Source organism: Arthrobacter sp. 05L428, assembly GCF_056397665.1.
The window spans coordinates 21,551-39,382 of the sequence record NZ_JBFTNW010000012.1; the positions used below are offsets into that span (position 1 = coordinate 21,551).

General features: G+C 67.2%; 16 protein-coding genes. 9 read left to right on the top strand and 7 right to left on the bottom strand.

The window, feature by feature from the left end; genetic code table 11:
• Positions 1 to 66: 66 nt before the first annotated feature.
• Both AC1DH3_RS16390 and AC1DH3_RS16395 read left to right on the top strand, forming a co-directional pair.
• A complete protein-coding gene (locus tag AC1DH3_RS16390; protein ID WP_476909787.1) occupies positions 67 to 1,122 on the top strand; it encodes a 2,3-butanediol dehydrogenase in 1,056 nt (351 codons plus the stop codon).
• A 178-nt stretch (positions 1,123 to 1,300) separates the two neighbouring features.
• Positions 1,301 to 1,657, top strand: a complete 357-nt coding sequence (locus AC1DH3_RS16395; protein WP_476909788.1) for a hypothetical protein — start codon at positions 1,301 to 1,303, stop codon at positions 1,655 to 1,657.
• Between the two features lie 9 nt (positions 1,658 to 1,666).
• Here the strand turns inward: AC1DH3_RS16395 and AC1DH3_RS16400 are convergent, their stop codons facing one another.
• The 4 genes from AC1DH3_RS16400 to AC1DH3_RS16415 all read right to left on the bottom strand — a co-directional run bounded on the left by AC1DH3_RS16400 (position 1,667) and on the right by AC1DH3_RS16415 (position 5,616).
• On the bottom strand, positions 1,667 to 2,887 hold the full coding sequence (locus AC1DH3_RS16400; RefSeq protein ID WP_476909789.1) for a flavin-containing monooxygenase: 1,221 nt from the start codon (positions 2,885 to 2,887) through the stop codon (positions 1,667 to 1,669).
• A gap of 47 nt (positions 2,888 to 2,934) precedes the next feature.
• The gene (locus AC1DH3_RS16405) at positions 2,935 to 3,336 is read right to left on the bottom strand and encodes a TfoX/Sxy family protein (protein ID WP_441419468.1); all 402 of its coding nucleotides are present in this window, start codon (positions 3,334 to 3,336) and stop codon (positions 2,935 to 2,937) included.
• 94 nt (positions 3,337 to 3,430) lie between these two features.
• Positions 3,431 to 5,011, bottom strand: a complete 1,581-nt coding sequence (locus AC1DH3_RS16410; RefSeq protein WP_441419467.1) for an alkaline phosphatase D family protein — start codon at positions 5,009 to 5,011, stop codon at positions 3,431 to 3,433.
• Positions 5,012 to 5,163: 152 nt separating this feature from the next.
• Complete coding sequence (locus AC1DH3_RS16415; protein ID WP_441419466.1) at positions 5,164 to 5,616, bottom strand: DUF4383 domain-containing protein; 453 nt, start codon at positions 5,614 to 5,616, stop codon at positions 5,164 to 5,166.
• A gap of 255 nt (positions 5,617 to 5,871) precedes the next feature.
• Here AC1DH3_RS16415 and AC1DH3_RS16420 point away from each other — a divergent pair, with 255 nt between their 5' ends.
• Positions 5,872 to 7,128 carry an NAD-dependent epimerase/dehydratase family protein gene (locus tag AC1DH3_RS16420; RefSeq protein ID WP_441419465.1) on the top strand — a complete coding sequence of 419 codons (1,257 nt, stop codon included), beginning with the start codon at positions 5,872 to 5,874 and terminating at the stop codon, positions 7,126 to 7,128.
• 139 nt (positions 7,129 to 7,267) lie between these two features.
• Here the strand turns inward: AC1DH3_RS16420 and AC1DH3_RS16425 are convergent, their stop codons facing one another.
• Positions 7,268 to 8,446 (bottom strand): aminotransferase class V-fold PLP-dependent enzyme, encoded by a 1,179-nt coding sequence (locus AC1DH3_RS16425; RefSeq protein ID WP_441419464.1) that lies wholly within the window; start codon positions 8,444 to 8,446, stop codon positions 7,268 to 7,270.
• A gap of 251 nt (positions 8,447 to 8,697) precedes the next feature.
• Between AC1DH3_RS16425 and AC1DH3_RS16430 the strand changes: the two genes are divergently transcribed.
• From AC1DH3_RS16430 to AC1DH3_RS16440, 3 genes are all read left to right on the top strand, one after another.
• Complete coding sequence (locus AC1DH3_RS16430) at positions 8,698 to 9,918, top strand: acyltransferase family protein (protein ID WP_441419463.1); 1,221 nt, start codon at positions 8,698 to 8,700, stop codon at positions 9,916 to 9,918.
• A gap of 228 nt (positions 9,919 to 10,146) precedes the next feature.
• On the top strand, positions 10,147 to 10,350 hold the full coding sequence (locus AC1DH3_RS16435) for a cold-shock protein (protein ID WP_011690916.1): 204 nt from the start codon (positions 10,147 to 10,149) through the stop codon (positions 10,348 to 10,350).
• A gap of 253 nt (positions 10,351 to 10,603) precedes the next feature.
• Positions 10,604 to 11,068, top strand: coding sequence for a hypothetical protein (locus AC1DH3_RS16440; RefSeq protein ID WP_476893042.1), 465 nt, complete (start codon positions 10,604 to 10,606; stop codon positions 11,066 to 11,068).
• Positions 11,069 to 11,195: 127 nt separating this feature from the next.
• Here AC1DH3_RS16440 and AC1DH3_RS16445 read toward each other — a convergent pair whose 3' ends face one another.
• Entirely contained in the window at positions 11,196 to 13,040 is a 1,845-nt protein-coding gene (locus AC1DH3_RS16445; RefSeq protein ID WP_476893041.1) for an AfsR/SARP family transcriptional regulator, read from the bottom strand.
• Between the two features lie 99 nt (positions 13,041 to 13,139).
• On the opposite strand from AC1DH3_RS16445, the gene AC1DH3_RS16450 reads away from it, so the two are divergent.
• Together AC1DH3_RS16450 and AC1DH3_RS16455 are read left to right on the top strand one after the other, a co-directional pair.
• Positions 13,140 to 13,334 carry a hypothetical protein gene (locus tag AC1DH3_RS16450; RefSeq protein WP_441419460.1) on the top strand — a complete coding sequence of 65 codons (195 nt, stop codon included), beginning with the start codon at positions 13,140 to 13,142 and terminating at the stop codon, positions 13,332 to 13,334.
• Positions 13,335 to 13,419: 85 nt separating this feature from the next.
• On the top strand, positions 13,420 to 15,039 hold the full coding sequence (locus tag AC1DH3_RS16455) for an alkaline phosphatase D family protein (RefSeq protein WP_476909790.1): 1,620 nt from the start codon (positions 13,420 to 13,422) through the stop codon (positions 15,037 to 15,039).
• Between the two features lie 118 nt (positions 15,040 to 15,157).
• On the opposite strand, the gene AC1DH3_RS16460 is transcribed toward AC1DH3_RS16455, so the two are convergent.
• Positions 15,158 to 16,051, bottom strand: coding sequence for a glucose 1-dehydrogenase (locus AC1DH3_RS16460; RefSeq protein ID WP_476909791.1), 894 nt, complete (start codon positions 16,049 to 16,051; stop codon positions 15,158 to 15,160).
• Positions 16,052 to 16,363: 312 nt separating this feature from the next.
• Here AC1DH3_RS16460 and AC1DH3_RS16465 point away from each other — a divergent pair, with 312 nt between their 5' ends.
• Entirely contained in the window at positions 16,364 to 17,530 is a 1,167-nt protein-coding gene (locus tag AC1DH3_RS16465) for a TerC family protein (RefSeq protein ID WP_476909792.1), read from the top strand.
• Positions 17,531 to 17,832 lie beyond the last annotated feature (302 nt).

Below are 17,832 nucleotides of genomic sequence, written 5' to 3' on the forward strand. Positions count from 1 at the left end.
GCGGCCACCGGCCGCCGGTTGGCCCGGTGAAACCCCATATCCGTCCCACTGATTGGAAGGACCATCATGAAGGCAGCACGTTTCCATGGCCGCAAGGACATCCGGATCGAGGACGTCCCGGAGCCGGAGCTCCGGGCCGGCGCGGTGAAGATCGACGTCGCGTGGTGCGGCATTTGCGGCACTGACCTGCACGAATACCTGGAAGGCCCCATTTTCTGCCCGGCGCCGGGGCACCCGCACCCGCTCTCGCACGAGGAGTCGCCGGTGACCCTGGGGCACGAGTTTTCCGGGACCGTCTCTGAGATCGGCGAAGGCGTGGACGGGCTCGCGGTGGGGGACAACGTCGTCGTCGAACCGTATTTTGTGGACGGCGACTGCGACATGTGCCAGGCCGGCAGTTACCACCTGTGCCGGCAGATGGGCTTCATTGGGCTCTCCGGCGGCGGTGGCGGGCTCAGCGAAAAGATCGTGGTGGACCAACGGTGGGTGCACCCCATCGGCGACATCCCGCTGGACGAGGCGGCGCTGATCGAACCGCTCTCCGTGGCCCACCACGCGGTGGCGCGCAGCGGCGCCAAGGCCGGCGACGTGGCCCTGGTGGGCGGCTCGGGCCCCATCGGGCTGCTGACCGCGGCCGTCCTCAAGGGCATGGGCGTGACCACGATCATCAGCGAACTGACCCAGGCCCGGAAGGAAAAGGCCGTCTCCAGCGGGGTGGCGGACCACGTGCTGGACCCCAGCCTGGAAAACGTTCCGGCCCGGGTGCTGGAACTCACCGGCGGGACCGGAGCCGACGTCGCCTTCGAATGCGCCGGCGTGAACGCGGTGCTGGACACCATGCTCGACGCCGTCCGGCCCGGGGGAGTGGTGGTCAACGTGTCCATCTGGGGCGCGCCCGCCACCGTGGACATGCAGAAGCTGGTGCTCAAGGAGATCGACCTGCGCGGCACCATCGCCTACGTCCGGGACCACCCCGCCGTGATCAGGATGGTGCAGGAGGGCAAGGTGGACCTCAAGCCCTTCATCACCGGAAGGATCGCGCTCGACGACCTCGTGGAACAGGGCTTCGACACCCTGATCAACCACAAGGACACAGCGGTGAAGGTGCTGGTGCATCCGTAGGGGCCGGGACCCTGTGCGGTGCGCCGGGCGTTGCCGGGACTATGCGGGCCCCGGCAACGCTGCGGGTTGGGTGGCTCCGGGCCCCATGGCGCCGCCTGAAGCTGGCTCGGCGGAGAGCTTCTGCGCCGGGTAACAGTCGGGTGTTCCCATCCCGGGTCTGGGTTGGAACAATGCTGCCATGGCACGAATTCTTGGGTTCCTGTTGTTCCTGGCCGTGGTGGTCTACGTGATCGCCGCAACGTGGCTGTTCGTCCTCGCGCTGGTCCTGACCGTGGCGATCGTCAAACATGTACGCACCCGACACCGCGTCGCCCCGCGGGCCGCCCCGGCAGCGAAGCTCCACCACAACGCTCCAGCCGTCCCGCGCGCTATCCCGAGCCCCGCCCCGGCTCCGGCGCCGGCCTATCTGTCCCGGTGGTCGGTCCAGCGCCGGTGGGTCGTCGCCGGTGACAAGGACGACTGGGACCAGGCCTTCCGGGACGCCGAGCTTCGGGCGCAGGTTTGCGCCGCCGGACCGGGGGCCTCCCGGAGGTAGCGCGCGCCGTCACCGCCCCGCTATGTGCTCTGCCACGAACTTCGCGTCGTCGCCCACCACCGACAGCGTGGCCGAGAGGTGCTTCGTGAGCCAGGGCAGGCCCACGGCATAGAGACCCGGGACCTCAGTGACGCCCCGGCGGTGCCGCGGGTAGTTCCACTCGTCCAGCACGGGCGCGTCGAGGAAGCCAAAGTCCAGGCCGTAGCCGGTGCACCAGATGACCGAGGTGACGCCCTCGGCAGCCAGATCGAGCCGCGCCCCCGAATCTGCGGGCAGCCAGTCGTCCGCCGGCGCGGGTTCCGCGGGCGGGGCGTCGATGCCTGCCGCGGCGATGTAGCCGTCGGCCATCCGCCCAAGGCGCTCGCGGAACCCCGCCTCCACCAAGGCGAGGCGTGCGGGGAGATCGTCGCTGAAGACGAGGCCGCCGTCGTCCGTTCCCTCGAACCGACCGTGCAGGCGGACGCCCCGGCGGCCGAGGTCGCGGAGGTGGATGCCATGGCCGCCGCCGTTGCCGGAGATCAGCGGGTTGCACATGAACCGCGCGGCCGGTGACGGCAGATGGTCCGCCTGGAGGCCGTTGATGCCGAATTCGGGGCCGTGGAGGTTGACCTGCAGAATCCACTGGAAAACATCCTGGCCGCGGTACCGCCGCGGAGCCTCAGGGCAGGTGGAGACGGACAGATGGACTTCCCGGCCTGCGTCGAGCAGGTCCTCGGTGATCTGCCCGCCCGACTGCCCGGTGCCCACCACCAGCACGGCGCCGTCGGGAAGCTGCTGCGCGTTGCGGAAGTCGTGGCTGTGCAGCTGGCGGATGTGCCCGGGGAGATTGCCTGCCGACGCCGGAAAACGCGGCCGCTGGAAGGCGCCGTTCGCGAGGACCACGTTCCGCGCGAGCCAGCGGCCCTGATTGGTCTCCACCGTGAAGCGGCCGTCGACGACGCCGACCCGGGTCACCTCCGTGCCGAGCCGGACCGGCGCCTTGATCCGCGCGGCGTAGTCGCGGAACAGTCTGATCACCTCATCCCGGGGGAGGAAGGCGTCCGGCTCGGGACCGTCGTAGCTCAGCTCCGGCAGCAGGAACGAAAAATTCGGGGTGTTCAGGAAGAACGAATCCCAGCGGTCCTGCCAGGCACCGCCCAGCTCCCTCCGCCGTTCCAACACGTAGTGGTCGACGCCGTACCGGCTCAGCCAGCAGCTGGTCGCCAGGCCGGCCTGCCCCGCGCCGACCACCAGGGTGTCGGCCGACTGGACAGGTCCCGCGCCGGGGGAGGGAATGGCTACTTCCTCGGCGCTTTCGGTGCCTTGGAGGCCTTGGCCGCCTTCGGGGCCTTAGGCGGCAGCCCGGCCACATACTCGAACGCCCTTTCCACCCAGGCCCTGGCGCGCTCCTCGCCGGTGCCGCCGCCGTCGCCGTTCCAGACCTCCGGCAATCCGGTGTAGCCGCCCATAGGGCGCTCGGCCGGGCCGAACGGAACGGTCCGCTCCGAACTTTCGAGCGCCGCCTGATCCGCAGTGGAAAGCTTCACGCCAATGGTGGAGCCGAACAAGCCGGCGAACATGTTGCCGTTCACGAACGCCCCGAGGTTTCCGAACATCGGCTTGATGACCACCCCGGGATGGTCCGGAATCAGCGAGCGGAAGTGCTCCTTGTCGGCGTCGGACGCTTTGGGCATTTCCATGCGTACCTCCCGGAAATGGGGGCCATTGAACAGGTCTTTCTGCAGGATATGCCCGGGGCCGCGCCCGGTACAGACCGCCGGTGTTCTGCCCCCGCTACTGCAGCCCCGGCACCCCGTCCCGGATCTCAAACGACGCCTTCGTGCTCACCGGTGCGCCCGGCGTCGTGACGTAGTCCAGCGTCCGGAAGGCGGCGGTCATGGCGTCCTTGGTGATGCGGGTGTTCACGTAGCCGCGGTTGTCGTTGTAGAACTTCAGGTGCGGGTTCCAGGCCATCGTGGCGTCCGTGGTGGAGCCGGTGCCATTGCCGGTCGAGGTGATCGAGGTGCACACCAGTTCGGAGCCGACCACGGGGGAGGCCGGCTCCTTGTAGTCCACCTTGACGTCGTTGGCCCAGTTGCGGTGCACGTCGCCGGTCAGGACGACGGCGTTCCGCACGTCCGCGTCCACCCAGCCCTGCGTGATGCGGCGGCGTGACGCGGCGTAGCCGTCCCAGCCGTCCATGGAGACGTCGTCGATCTCCGGTGCCTGGTTCCGGTCCCGCTCGGCGAAGAACACCTGCTGGCCCAGAATGTCCCAGCGCTGCGTGGAGTTCCGGAACCCCTCCAGCAGCCACTTCTCCTGCTCCGCGCCGGTGATGGTGCGGTCCTCCGCCAGGCGCTCGGTAACGTTCTTCCGCCAGCCGTCGCCGGCGAGCTGGTCGTCGCGGTACTGACGGGTATCCATCATGTGGAAGTTGGCCACCTGGCCCCACTGCAGCTTCCGGTAGATCTTCATGTCGGCACCCGCCGGCACGGACGAGCGCCGCAGCGGCATGTTTTCGTAGTAGGCCTGGAACGCGGCGGCGCGGCGCTGCCGGAAGTGCTGGGTGGTGTCGTTCAGCTGCCCGGCATCGCGGTTCTCCGGGACGTCGTCCGCCCAGTTGTTGTCCACCTCGTGGTCATCCCACACCACCAGCCACGGCGCCACGGCGTGCGCGGCCTGCAGGTCGGCGTCGGCCTTGTACTGCGCGTGCCGCTGCCGGTAGCCGGCCAGGTTCACCGTCTCCGGTCCTGCGTGGTCGCGCGGGTTGCTGCCGCCGATCACGTAGCTGTCCTTCTTGTACTCGTACAGGTAGTCGCCCAAGTGCAGCACCAGGTCCGGGTGGTCCTGGGCCAGCCGGGCGTAGGCGGTGAAGTAACCGTGCTCGTACTGCGCGCAGCTGGCGAACGCCATGGCCAGCGCCGCCGGCACCTCGTGCGGTGCCGGGCTGGTCAGCGTCCGGCCCACCGGGCTGATGTGCCGGCCGGTGCGGAACCGGTAGAAGTATTCGCGTCCCGGCCGCAGGCCTTTCAGCTCCACGTGCACCGAGTGCGCGGTCTCGATCCGGGCGTGCTCGACGCCGCGGGCCACCACCGTGCGCATGCCTGCGTCCTCCGCCACTTCCCACGCCACCGCGACGTTGCGTGCGGGCATCCCGCCCAGCCCGTCCCCGGCCACCGGGTCCACCGCCAGCCGGGTCCAGATCACGAAACCGTCCGGCCACGGCTCGCCGGAGGCGATGCCGAGCCGGAACGGATCGGTGCGGAGACCGGCGTCGTCCGCGGTGGAAACGGCGACGGCGGCCCCCGGCCAGGCGGCGACGAGCCCCGCTCCGAGGCCGGCGGAAAGAACGGATCTGCGCGAAATGTTGTCCATGCCCGCCACGCTATTCACGCCGGATTGACCCAATCCAAGGAAGACATGAATGCGCAGTTAACTGCGTGACAAGACCTGACACGACAACCGTGCCCGCCGGGTTCCGGCGGGCACGGTTGTCGTGGAGGCGCGGTGCTCCGTGCGGCGCTGGCTTAGGCGTGTGCCTTGGCGCGGCCCTTGGTGAGGATGACTGCCAGCGCGATCATGCCGGCGCCGAGCACCAGGTGCAGGATGTTGTCCAGGCTGTTCAGCGGCACGAAGTCGCCGGCCGAATCTTCGGGAACTACCAGGCCGTACACGAACAGGACCAGGTAGATGACACCGCCGTAGAGCAGGAAGGAGCGGGCGCCGGTGGCGGTACGGGCCAGCAGCAGGCCGGCGGCGCCGAAGAGCAGGTGGACGATGTTGTGCAGGACCGAGACCTGGAACAGTCCCAGCAGCATGGCCTCGGAGTGGTGGCCGGCGAATTGCAGCGACTCGTAGTTGGTGGTGATGCCCGGGACGAAGCCCAGGATGCCGACCAGCAGGAAGACGGCGCCGACGGCGAGGCTCGCCTTCTGGACGGTGGTGCGGGCTGCGGTCCGGTTGTGGGTCGTGGTTGTCATGCTGGCTCCTTGGGTGCGGGCTTGCGGTGAGGGAGCGACCTGTGGTTCGGCCGTTCCGATGCTTATGCCAGCAATTCGGAGGACATTGAGCGGCGGATTGCTCCATCCGGCGGAATTTGCTCCGGGGAGCAGCAGGGCGAGTGAATCCTGCGGGACTACTCCCGTGCGACCAGCCGGAAGCCGCACCGTGAGCTGACCCAAAGCATTGACTCATGGGCAGTGTTTGCTCTACGTTCTCGAATTACGGAACCACTCATGCATTTTGTAAAAGCGGAAAGCGTGATTTTCATGGGGTCAGCCATGATTGAGACGAACGACAATATGCTCATGATTCTTGGCGGTGACGGGTATTTGGGCTGGACGCTGGGACTGGCGTTGGCCAACCGCACCGGCCGGCAGGTGGTTCTGGTGGATAACCTCATCAAGCGCCGCTGGGAAGAAGAGGCTGGGGCCAAGGTCCTGGTGCCACTCCGGAGCCCCGAAGCGCGCATCGCCGAATATGAACGGATCTTCGGGAAACAGAATCTTTCATTCGAGAATGTCGAACTCCTGGACCCGAAGGCTGTTGAGAAGGTAATTGCGAAGTACCGGCCCGCCGTCGTCATCAACGGCGCCCAGCAGCCCTCGGCGCCGTTCTCAATGAGCAGTGCGGAGAATGCGGCAGCCACCTTTACGAATAATATCGTCGGCCACCTCAACGTGCTGTGGGCTATCGCGCACCTGAGCAGAGCCACTAAATACATCAAGCTTGGCTCCGGAGGCTGCTACATGGCCACCGACACCGATGCGGTCCCGCTCGGTAAGCACGACTTCGCTTTCGAACATGAAGGCCGGCAGCACAAGGTCCTGCAAAGCTTCCTTCCGATGCAAGCCACCGACTTTTACCATCAATCGAAGATCACTGACCTGCTGATCGATGACCTTTGTTCAAAAATGTGGGGCTTGAAGGTCATGACAGTCCAGCAAGCCACCATCTTTGGAGCGACAGTTCCGGAAAACCATTCACCTGAGCGTGGCGGACTGGCCGCCAGATTCAATTACGACGCCGTCTTTGGCACGGTCATCAATCGCTTTGTCTGCCAGGCCGTCGTCGGCCATCCCCTGACTGTTTATGGCGACGGGACCCAGAAGACCGGCCTGATCAGCCTGACCGACACGGTCGACAACTTCCTCAAGTTGATCGACCTCGACGTCGAGGCCGGTGAACACCTGATGGTGCACAACTTCACCCATCGTCTGAGTGTCGGTGAAATAGCCCAAAAACTCGCAGAAATCGATTCCTCGGTCAAAATCGAGCATGTCACCAACCCCCGCCAGGAAGCGACCGGCAAGCTGGAACCCCACGTGGAAGTGCATGAGGCAATCAGGGCCTGTCACAGGGACCTGGAGGCCCGGCTGCAGGCGGAATTGGCCGCCATGCTCGAGTTCACGCGCCGCTACAAAGACAACATCGAGCCGTCCATCATCATGCCAAGAGTTAATTGGTCTCCCAGGCAAGCCGCTGCCCGCTAACCCTGCCCACTAAGCCCGTGGCCGCCCGCACCGCCCCGGCCCCGCCCGCTGAACCGTTGCCCATACCGCCCCGGCCCCGCTCGCTGGCGGCGTTACTGGCGGCGTCACCCGCGATCACCCGCGATCACCCGCGCGAACGCTAGCTTCTGCTACCGTCGAGGAATTCTCGGGCGAGCCGGGCCAAAACCTCGACGTCTTCCAGCTTGGACTCGTGGATGAAGGAGAGTCGGGCCACGTCCTGGATGGGCTTTAGGTAGACGCCCCGTTCCGTCAGGAATCCGCATAGGCCGGCCGGATCAGGGATGCGTAGCGAGACGATGTTGCTTTGATGCGTGCCGTGATCAATGAAGTCCAGGTTGTGTTCGTGCAGAATACCCTTGATCCCCGCCAGGAGCTCAAGGTTTTTCTGTTCGATGGCGCCCATCCCGATGGCGTTGGTTTCCCGGAGCGCTGCATGGAGTGCCGCCAGGCCGCTGACATTTTGGGTCCCATCCTGAAACCGGGCGGCCGTACTTTTGAGCACGTAGGAATTCTCGTCGAAATGTTCCACGCTGCGAATGCCCGCTTTGCTGTCACGCAGGAGGGGCATGACGTTCCGGTTGACGTACATGAAGCCGATCCCCATGCCGGCGCGCAGATACTTTTGGCCGCCGCAGACCAGGATGTCCACCGGGGTCCTGGTTAGATCAATCCTCCGCGCACCAACGTGCTGGACGGCGTCGACAACCAGGAAGATGCCCAGGCCGCGGCACTTGCGCGAAAGTAAGCCGAGGGCCGGCATGAATCCGTCGTACTGCTGGGCCGAGGAGATGCTTATGGCCCTTGTTCGCGGGCCGATGCTCTCGAGCAAACGCAGGAACGCGCCTTCATTGTCGCGGCCCGTAATTACCCTCACCGTCACGCCGTCGTGGCGCTTGCGCAACCACGGCAGCAGATTCGCGGGATATTCGTTGCCGAGCACCAGTACCTCATCGCCCCGCTGCAGCGGCAGGGCCTCACTCGCCATGATGATGCCCTCGGTCGTATTTTTTAGGTACGTGATTTCTTCAGCCGCACAATTGACCAGCCGGGCGGCTTCGGTGGCCATGTCGTCTGCCAGTGTGTCGTATTGGTAGAGCACTTCGGGGGGCCCGTAGAGGTAAAAATCCGCCATGAATGTGCGTGCGGCTTCATAAGCGGCCCGGCTCATCGGCGCAACGGTGGCATAGTTGAAAAGTATTTTCTCGGATATCGGTGTGGGGCCCTTGCGGACTGGGCCGCGGAGCGCGGCCGCCTCGATTGCCTGCGCAGTGGAGGCCAGTGTCGCACCCTTACGCATGGTTGCCTCCCCGCTTGGCACCTGTACCTCGACCCGTACCGAGTGAAGCTCAAGTTATAGGCGCGGTGATCCCGTGTCACGAGTAGTCATTACCCGGAAAGCGCCCGGTTTCAGAGGCCATGTCGCTGCGTGTCCGGGAGGATGTGCCCGGGAATTTTCCGTCGGGAACCAGACTGCGAGGGCGCGAATCCATGCCTGCGAGCTAACACCAGCCACCCGCCCCAATGTAACGAACTGGTAACATAGGGCTGATGCCGAATCAGTCTGGTCAAAAACGAGTCACCCAATTGGACGGCCTCCGCGGGATAGCCGCCCTGGTGGTCATCGCCTGCCATTTGCTCTCCACGCTCCCGGGAATCGGGAATGTGGTCTTCGATGACCGGTCCGCACCACTCGACGCTGCGGGGCACTGGGCGGTATTTTCCCCGCTGCACGTCCTTTGGAACGGCACTCCCGCGGTCCACGTCTTCTTTGTGCTGTCCGGCTTTGTCCTGATCCTGCCGTTCACCCGCGGGGACAAGGCCACCCGCTGGACCACGTACTACGCCAAGCGATTGCTGCGTCTCTACCTGCCAGCCTGGGCGGCCTTAGCCGTGGCGGTCGCGCTGGTCGTGACTATCCCACGCACAGTGTCTTCCCTGCAAAGCTCCTGGGCGAACATGTACGTCACCGACCCCAGCGTGGGCCAGGTCGCCAAGGACGGCCTGCTTCTGTTGGGCGCGAGCACCATCAACACCCCGCTGTGGACCCTCCGGTGGGAGATCTTGTTCTCCCTGCTGCTGCCGGTGTACGTCTTCGGTGCCCTCCGCTGGCGGCGCTTCTGGCACCTGAAGCTCGGCATCGTCGTGGCCCTGGCCGCGGTGGGCGCGGTGCAGCACATCGATTGGCTGATCTACCTGCCCATTTTCGCCATCGGCGCGATCCTCGGTGCCGAACGCGAACGGATCCGCGAGCTGACCCGCTCGTGGCCGCGCTTCGTCTGGCTGCCTGTCACCGCCGCCGGCCTGGTCCTGGCTAACGCAGAATGGTTCAGCCCCGCCAAACCGGTCGACGGCGTCGAGGCGCTGGTAACGGTCGGCGCGACGCTGCTCGTCCTGGTGTTCCTGCTGTCCGGCTCCGCGAAGAAGCTCGGAGACACCGCCGTTGCCCAATGGCTGGGCCGGATCTCCTTCAGCCTCTACCTGGTGCACCTGCCGATCATCCTGGCCGGCGTCACCCTGCTACGGTCAGTCTCGCTTCCGCTGGCGCTCGCCGTCTCCGCGGTTGCCTCGTTCGCGGTGGCCGAACTGTTCTACCGCTTCGTGGAGCAGCCCGCCCAGCGCCTCTCCATAGCCGCAGGACGGGCCGTGGAGAGGCGGCTCGGCGGCCGCCGCGACCGCGCGGATCCCCCGGCGAAACCGGGCATCGCGCACGAGGTGGGAACGACGTCGTCGGCAGCGGACCTCGGCCGGACGCGGCAATCCGTCTCGTAGGTAGGCGCGCGGCGGGGGCGTCCCAAAGGGCGCCGATGATGACGAGTGGTAATCCTCCGCCCATCCGTCCTGTAGAGTAGTTCTTGTTGTTGTGTTTATGCAGTTCGTAGTTCAGGCAGTACGCACGGTCGAAAGCCCGTGTTCTTCTGAAGCAGCGGTTTTGAGCACCCCAAACAGGAGGACCCGAAAGTCGGGACAGTTCCTCCACCTTCACGAAGGACAAAAATAATGGCTACTGGTACCGTCAAATGGTTTAACGCTGAAAAGGGCTTCGGCTTCATTTCCCCCGATGACTCCTCACAGGACGTTTTCGCGCACTACTCCGCGATCAACTCCTCGGGCTTCCGCTCCCTCGAAGAGAACCAGAAGGTCTCCTTCGAAACCGAGCAGGGCCCCAAGGGTCCTCAGGCCACCAACATCCAGGCTATCTAATTTCCTTAGATACCCGGAACCGTTAGGTTTCCAGCAGGGCCCGTCTTCGGACGGGCCCTGCTTTTGTTTAACCCGGATGTGCCAAGCGTGCCCAAGTAGCTCGCGGTTGTTGTCGTTTTGAGGCCCCAAAACGACAACAACTGCGAGTCAGTTGGGGCCTAGACACCGTCCACGTGCGGGAGCATCCTGTTGCTGTCCGCGTTCGCCACCACGCGGCCCCCAGGGATTGGCGAGGGAAGCTGGCACAAGGATCATGAGCGAATCACCAGACGCCCGGCAGAAACTGTCCGACCGGATCGACGAGAAGCAACGCGCCGTCCGCGCCTACCTGGCCCGCGAACGGCCCCGCCGGAACCGGCTCTCCAACGTCAGCATTGTGGGCAGCGGACTGGCCGCTGCACTCACCGCCGGCCCCGCGGTGGGCGGCACGGGATTCACCCACGCCACGGCAAACCTGCTCTCGCTCAGCGAGGACTCGATCGTCTGGCGGGTGCTGTGCTTGCTGGCCGTGATCCTCTCCGTCGCCGCCGCGCTGTCCACCAACTTCGCCACCTCGCGTTCCGTCGCGGACCGGGTCAGCGCCGCCGAAACCTGCAGCGCCCAGCTCGAAAGCCTCGCCGTCTCCCTGGACATCGGCCACATCGACGTCGACGAAGCGGTCAAGCTCTACCAGCAGTACGCCGGCCAGGTCCCGTTCGTGGAAACCGCGCACGCGTGAAGGCTGCCTTGCTGCCGATGCCCTGTCAGTTATGGCTGGTCTGAGCCCGTCGGAACAGCCAAAGCTGATAGAGCATCCGCCTCGCACCAACCGTTTTCCCCATCGGAAGCGCCCGACGTCGGCCGCCTCACCCGGCCCGGTGCCCCGCCTGCCGCCGCGCCACCCACCCGGCCAGCACCGGGTTGTCGATCTCCTTCGCCAGCCACTGCGCGGATTCGGCGGCGCCCGCATCGCCGAGGGCCGCCCGGTGCGACTGCGCCCGCACGGCAAACTCACGCATCCCGGACCGGCTGGCCAACGCACCCAGCCGGTCCGCGAACTCGGAGGCCCGCGGCGAACCCGAGGCCAATGCCACTTCCGCCGCCACGTCCAGCAGCCGGGCCGAGTACCAGAGGTACCACGGGCTGGGCGCCATGCCCCGGCCCACCCAGTGTTCGGCGGCGGCCAGATCGCCGTGTGCCAGGAACAGCCGCGCCTCGGCCCCGGCCGCGAGGGCCATGTAGCAGTGGTCACCGGCCAGCTCCGCCATCACCCAGGACCGGTCGATCAGCGCTGCCGCCTGCTCGAGCTCCCCTGCCGCCAGATACGTCTCGCCGCGCAGCCCGGCCACGAACGGCTCGAACGCCGTCCAGTGTTCCGCGGCCACCCCGGCCAGGGCCCGGTCCAGGCACGCCCCGGCCGGGCCAAGTTCGCCACGGATGAGGTGGACCCGGCCCAGCAGTGCCTCCCCGAACGCCTGCTGCCGGCGGTTCCCGGCCTCTGCGGCGAGCCGCACCGACTCGGTCAGAGCGGCCACCGCATCTGCGTAGCGCGCGGTGTCCGAGGCCAGCATGCCCTGGATTGCCAGGATCCTCGACTGCTCGTCCGGGAACCTCCTCGCGGCCCTCATCGCCCGCTCCAGCCAGCCGGCGGCCCGGTCCGGCACACCGCGCTGCACCGCCAGGTAGCCCAGCTCCCGGTACGCGGCAGCAGCGGTGCGGGAGCCGCCGTCGGGCGCCTCCGCCGTCAGCGCGCGGTGTAGGAAGTCCGCCACCTCGGCGCCGCGGCCGCCCGCCTGGTGGATGACCGCCCCGGCCAGTGTCACCAGCGACTCGGCCAGCAGGTGTCGTTCGCCCGCCCGCTGGGCCAGTTCGACGGCGAGGCGCAGCTGCGCCAGCCCGCGGTCCACCGCGCCGGCCGAGAGCGAGGCTGCACCGGCGTCGAGGTAGGACCGCACGGTGGCAGCGTTCGCCGGGGTGCCGGAATCCGCGGCGGTCCCCGGTTCCGACAGCGCTCGGCGGACCTCCTCGGGCAGCGGCAGCCCCAGCTCCGCGCGGTACAGCTCGCCGAACTTGGTGACCTGCTCGCGGGCGCGGCGCTGCTCACCGAGGGCCACCAGCGCCTTGACCAGCACGGCGGTGCAGTCGGTGTTGAACGGATCCCGCTGCAGCGCCCGGGATGCGAGGGCGGAGGCGTCCGCCGGGGCGCCGGCCGCCAGCGCCGCCAGCGCGGCGTCGTAGAGCAAGGACTGCAGCGCGTTCTCAATCCGGTAGCGCTGGTCCGCGAGCCAGGATTCAAACACCGGGCTGTCAGCAAAGTTCAGGCCTTCCAGCAGCTGGCCCTCGAACCGGCGCGGATCGACGTCACGGCCCCCTGCCGAACCCAGGAGCTCCAGCACGTCGCAGCGCCAGCCCGGCTGCAGCTCCAGCCGCAGGGGATCGCCCGCGATCGCCGCGCCGCCGAGCACCCGACGCAGCTCGGAGAGGTTCCAGCGCAGCGCGCCGAGGGGATCCGCGGCGTCGGGAAACAGGAGCGCGGCGGTCCGCGCGCGGCCAACGCCGGCCGGGTTTAGGGCGAGGTAGGCCAGCACCGCCCACGCCTTGCGGCCGCGGGGTTGCGGGGGAGCCCCGCCCGCGGAGTCAAGGTCCGTGGGTGCTGGGTCAGGGGGTTCGATCCGGGGCGGGCCGAGGAGCCGAATCCAGGTGTCGGCCATACCGAATTTTACCGCCGGAACGTCCTCACACGCCTGCTCACACGGTGCCCGCAGACACTGAAGCCATCCACCCGCCACCCACCACCGAGGTGCATCACCATGGAAGTACTTGCAGTCCTGCTCGCCGGATCCGCCCTGGTCGCGATCCCCGGCACGTTCGTCGCCATCCTGCGGGACGGCCACGGCCACACCCCGGAGGTCCGGTCCGACGAACCGTGGAAAGCCGGCAACCTGCCGAGCGAACCCTACGCGTCGGCGAACCGGGCCTTCCCGCCCACCCTCTGGTTCCGGTAGGCACCAGCGCCGGGCGCATCCATTGGCCCGGCGCTGTTCACGCTCCCGCCACCACCGGTTTACGCGGGCAGTCAAGGATGGCACCATGACTGATTTCACCCGCCGCAATGTCCTCAAAGGTGCCCTGGCCGCCGCCGGCGCAGCCGCCGTCGTCCCCGCAACGGGCGGAGCGGCCAGCGCCGCCCGGCCCGCCGGCGTCGCACTGGTCCGCAACCGCCTGACCCTGCCCTCCGGAATCGCCACCGGCGATGTCACCACCGGCTCCGGTGTGCTGTGGTCCCGCGCGTCGGGCCCCGGCCGGCTGGTGGCGAACCTGCTGGCCGTCGACGACGGCGGGTCCCCGCTCCGCGGCGGCCGCGCCTTCCGGCGGGTGCTGCGGGGGAGCGCCGCCAGTGAGGCGACCGACTTCACCGCCAGGATCAACGCCGAACACCTGCCCGCCGGCACCCGTTTCGCGGTGAGCCTGCACTTCGAGGACGCCGACGGCAACGCCGGCGAGACCGCGCAGGGATCGTTCAGCACCGCGCCGGAGACCGGGCTGCTGCACAGTGGCCGCGCCGCCCGCGGTCAGAGCTTCGTCTGGAGCGGCGACACCGCCGGCCAAGGCTGGGGCATCAACGAGGAGATCGGCGGGATGCGCGGCTACGCGGCCATGCACGCCACAGCGCCGGACTTCTTCATCCACTCCGGCGACACGATCTACGCCGACGGGCCGATCAGCGCGCAGGTGACCGAGCCGGACGGCAAGATCTGGCGCAACCTCGTCACCGAGGAAGTGTCGAAGGTGGCCGAATCGCTCAACGAATACCGCGGCCGGCACCGCTACAACATGATGGACAGGAACGTCCGCGCCCTCTACGCGGAGGTCCCGGTGATCGCGCAGTGGGACGACCACGAGACCCACAACAACTGGTACCCGGGCCAGATCCTCACCGACAGCCGCTACACCGAACGCCGCGTGGACGTGCTCGCCGCCCGCGGCCGGCAGGCCTGGCAGGAGTACCAGCCCATCGCCGGGGTCAGCGCCGGCGGCACCGGCTTCGAACCGGCCCGGATCTACCGGAAGATCAGCCGCGGCCCGCAGCTGGACATCTTCTGCCTGGACATGCGCACCTACAAGGACGCCAACACGGACGGCAAGGAACGGCAGCTGACGCACATCCTGGGCCAGGAGCAGGCCGACTGGCTGATCCGCGAAGTCAGCAAATCCAAGGCCACCTGGAAGGTCATCGCCAACGACCTCCCGCTGGGGCTGGTGGTGCCCGACGGCCCGGTCAACCAGGAATCGCTCTCCAACCGCGACGCCGGCGCCCCCTTGGGCAAGGAACTCGAGCTCGCCGGGGTGCTCTCCGCATTCAAGCGCAGCCGGGTTAAGAACGTGGTCTGGCTGACGGCCGACGTGCACTACTGCGCCGCGCACCACTACGCGCCGGAGCGGGCCGCGTTCACCGACTTCGACCCGTTCTGGGAATTCGTCGCCGGGCCCATCAACGCCGGCAGCTTCGGCCCCAACGCCCTGGACGGCACGTTCGGGCCAGAGGTGAAGTTCTTCAAGGCCGGCGCCTACGCCAACGAATCCCCGCGCAGCGGCGAAACCCAGTACTTTGGCCACGTGGACCTGGGCGCCGACGACGTCTTCACCGTCAGCCTGCGCAACGCCAACGGTGCTGTGCTGTGGAGCAAGGCCCTGCAGCCGGAGCGGTAGCGCTGGGAGCGGGCGGGCGTCGGCGTCGCACTTGGGTGGGCGGGCCGGCGTCGTAAACACCAGTGGGCCCCTCCCGGAAAGTCCGGGAGGGGCCCACTGGCGTGAACGGAGACGGGGCCTACGGCGTCGGCATGCCGCCGTTGACGTTGAGCGTCTCGCCGATGACGTAACTGGACTCGGACGAGGCGAGGAACACGTATGCCGGCGCCAGCTCGGCCGGCTGGCCGGCGCGGCCCAGCGGGGTCTCCTTGCCGAACTCCGGCAGGTCCTCGGTGGGCTGGCCGCCGCTGGCCTGCAGCGGGGTCCAGATGGGGCCGGGCGCCACCGCGTTCACCCGGATGCCCTTGGGTGCCAGCTGCTGGGCCAGGCCCTTGGTGAAGTTGTTGATCGCCGCCTTGGTGGAGGCGTAATCCACCAGGGTTTCCGAAGGGCTGTAGGCCTGGATGGAGGTGGAGTTGATGATGCTGGAGCCGGCCGGCAGGTGCGGCAGCGCCTCCTTGGTCAGCCAGAACATCGCGTAGACGTTGGTCTTGTAGGTGTGGTCGAACTCGACATCGGTGATGTCGCCGAGCGCCTTCTGCGCGACCTGCTTGCCGGCGTTGTTGACCAGGATGTCCAGGCCGCCGAGTTCCTTGACAGCGGTTTCGACGAGCTCCCGGCACACTGCCGAATCCTTCAGATCGCCTGGCACCTTGACCGCCTTGCGGCCGGCCTTCTCGATCAGGTTCGCGATCCGGGTGGCGTCCTCTTCCTCCTCGGGAAGGTAGGACATCACGACGTCGGCACCCTCGCGGGCGAAGGCGATCGCCGTCGCGGCGCCGATGCCGGAGTCCGCGCCGGTGACGAGCGCCTTGCGGCCCTCCAGCCGGCCGGTGCCGCGGTACGTGTCCTCGCCCAGATCCGCCCTGGGCGTGAGCTTGGCGTCCAGGCCGGGCTCCGGCTGGCTCTGCTCGGGCGGCTCGATCTGCTCGTACGCCGTAACGGGGTTCCTGAACGTGTACTGGTCAGTCATAGTTCTCCTCCGATGGTTGCGTTGCGCCCGGTACCTTTTGCAGGGCCGGACATCGACGGCGGGTGGATCCCACAACACGCTAAGCATGCTTAGTAATTACCCTAGCCAGATCGGGGGAGCGGATGCAACGGGGATGCTCGGCCGACCATTGTCGGCAGAAGTGAAGTGTGTTTCACTTTTTAGGTGGAGGGGAGTATCCCCCAAATGTTCCGTCGTCAGTACGGCCGCCCCTGAGCGGCCCGGCGGGCAGGCCCCTTGGGGCCGGGAGAGACCTCCAGTTGGTGTTGACTGACTGGAAGCGGGTGCTCTTCGATGAATGTTCCTCTGTGGGCCTGGTTGGCCGTCCTTGGCGTGATCGTCCTGATGTTGGCGGTGGACCTGTTCGCCCACCGCAAAGCGCATGTGATCGGCGTCCGCGAAGCGGCGTTGTGGTCCGCCGTCTGGGTCGCGTTCGGCGTCGGATTCGGCGCGCTGGTGTGGCAGCTGTACGGGGCCGAATTCGGCCAGCAGTACTTCGCCGGGTACCTGATCGAGAAATCCCTGGCGGTGGACAATGTCTTCATCTGGGCGATCATCTTCACGTATTTTGCCGTGCCCCGTGAGTACCAGCACCGGGTGCTTTTCCTCGGTGTGCTGGGCGCCCTGGTGTTCCGCGGCATCTTCATCGCCGCGGGCTCCGCCATCATCGCCAGCGCCGGGTGGGTGCTCTACCTCTTCGCGGCGTTCCTGCTCTTCACCGGCTACCGGATGATCCGCCAGCGCAACGACCACCCGGAGCCGGCGAAGTCTCGTGCGCTGAAACTTTTCCGCCGGTACGTGCCCATGACCGACAAGTTCCACGGGCAGAAATTCCTGGTCCGCAAGAACGGCCTGGTGCTGGCCACCCCGCTGCTGGCCGTCCTGGCCCTGGTCGAGGTTACGGACATCATTTTTGCCGTCGATTCGATCCCCGCGATCTTCGCCGTCACCGACGAGGTGTTCCTGGTCTTCACCGCCAACGCCTTCGCGATCCTTGGCCTCCGTGCCATGTACTTCCTGCTCGCCGACCTGATCCACCGGTTCATCTACCTCAAAATCGGACTGGCGCTCGTGCTGGTCTGGGTCGGTATCAAGATGCTGCTGAAGATCGACATCTACTACATCCCCACCCCGCTGTCGCTGGGCGTCATCGCCACAATTCTCGGCGTGTCCATCGGCGCAAGCCTTTGGGCCACCCGCGGCCAGGAGCGCAGGGCTCCCGCGGGGCCGGCCCACGCTCCGTTCGGGACCGCCACGGCCGCGGAAGTGGCGGAGCTGGAACCGCTGTGGCGGCGGGGCCGTTCGGGTGCGAAGGCAGCGGCGTCAACGACAACGACAACGACGACGACGGCGCGTGGCGGGGAGGCGGGGAAGCCCGGCGCCGGCGAAGCCGGCGGCGACCCGCATGCGGCGGCACCCGACGCCGTCCCGCCCGCGCCCGCAGAGAGTGAGGGCAGGTGAACGACGGCGTGCAACGGGCTGATCGGATTGGTTTCACCCTCCGCCGTGGCGGGGCCGGCATTCCGACTGTGACCCACTCCATAGCGGTCCGACGTCGAACGGCTGGGCGCTTTGACCCCGCCGCAGGGGCTGAAACCCGCGGATTTCCGGGGGTTGTGGCGCGGGGAGGTGCTTGCGGGGGCCGATTTGTATGGGGTCGGGTTGGTGTGTAAAGTAGTTCGAGTCGCCGCCGCTGAAGCGGAAAGATAGCGACCGACCCCCTGATAAACGGCCTGGAAAACGGCGCGGAATGTTGCGCGCTG

Coding starts and splice junctions, on each gene's coding strand:
- AC1DH3_RS16435 (WP_011690916.1), top strand. CDS start 10,147: ATGGCTACTGGTACCGTCAAATGGTTTAACGCTGAAAAGGGCTTCGGC.
- AC1DH3_RS16445 (WP_476893041.1), bottom strand. CDS start 13,040: ATGGCCGACACCTGGATTCGGCTCCTCGGCCCGCCCCGGATCGAACCC.
- AC1DH3_RS16430 (WP_441419463.1), top strand. CDS start 8,698: ATGCCGAATCAGTCTGGTCAAAAACGAGTCACCCAATTGGACGGCCTC.
- AC1DH3_RS16405 (WP_441419468.1), bottom strand. CDS start 3,336: ATGGAAATGCCCAAAGCGTCCGACGCCGACAAGGAGCACTTCCGCTCG.
- AC1DH3_RS16450 (WP_441419460.1), top strand. CDS start 13,140: ATGGAAGTACTTGCAGTCCTGCTCGCCGGATCCGCCCTGGTCGCGATC.
- AC1DH3_RS16390 (WP_476909787.1), top strand. CDS start 67: ATGAAGGCAGCACGTTTCCATGGCCGCAAGGACATCCGGATCGAGGAC.
- AC1DH3_RS16465 (WP_476909792.1), top strand. CDS start 16,364: ATGAATGTTCCTCTGTGGGCCTGGTTGGCCGTCCTTGGCGTGATCGTC.
- AC1DH3_RS16455 (WP_476909790.1), top strand. CDS start 13,420: ATGACTGATTTCACCCGCCGCAATGTCCTCAAAGGTGCCCTGGCCGCC.
- AC1DH3_RS16420 (WP_441419465.1), top strand. CDS start 5,872: ATGCATTTTGTAAAAGCGGAAAGCGTGATTTTCATGGGGTCAGCCATG.
- AC1DH3_RS16415 (WP_441419466.1), bottom strand. CDS start 5,616: ATGACAACCACGACCCACAACCGGACCGCAGCCCGCACCACCGTCCAG.
- AC1DH3_RS16440 (WP_476893042.1), top strand. CDS start 10,604: ATGAGCGAATCACCAGACGCCCGGCAGAAACTGTCCGACCGGATCGAC.
- AC1DH3_RS16425 (WP_441419464.1), bottom strand. CDS start 8,446: ATGCGTAAGGGTGCGACACTGGCCTCCACTGCGCAGGCAATCGAGGCG.
- AC1DH3_RS16460 (WP_476909791.1), bottom strand. CDS start 16,051: ATGACTGACCAGTACACGTTCAGGAACCCCGTTACGGCGTACGAGCAG.
- AC1DH3_RS16395 (WP_476909788.1), top strand. CDS start 1,301: ATGGCACGAATTCTTGGGTTCCTGTTGTTCCTGGCCGTGGTGGTCTAC.
- AC1DH3_RS16410 (WP_441419467.1), bottom strand. CDS start 5,011: ATGGACAACATTTCGCGCAGATCCGTTCTTTCCGCCGGCCTCGGAGCG.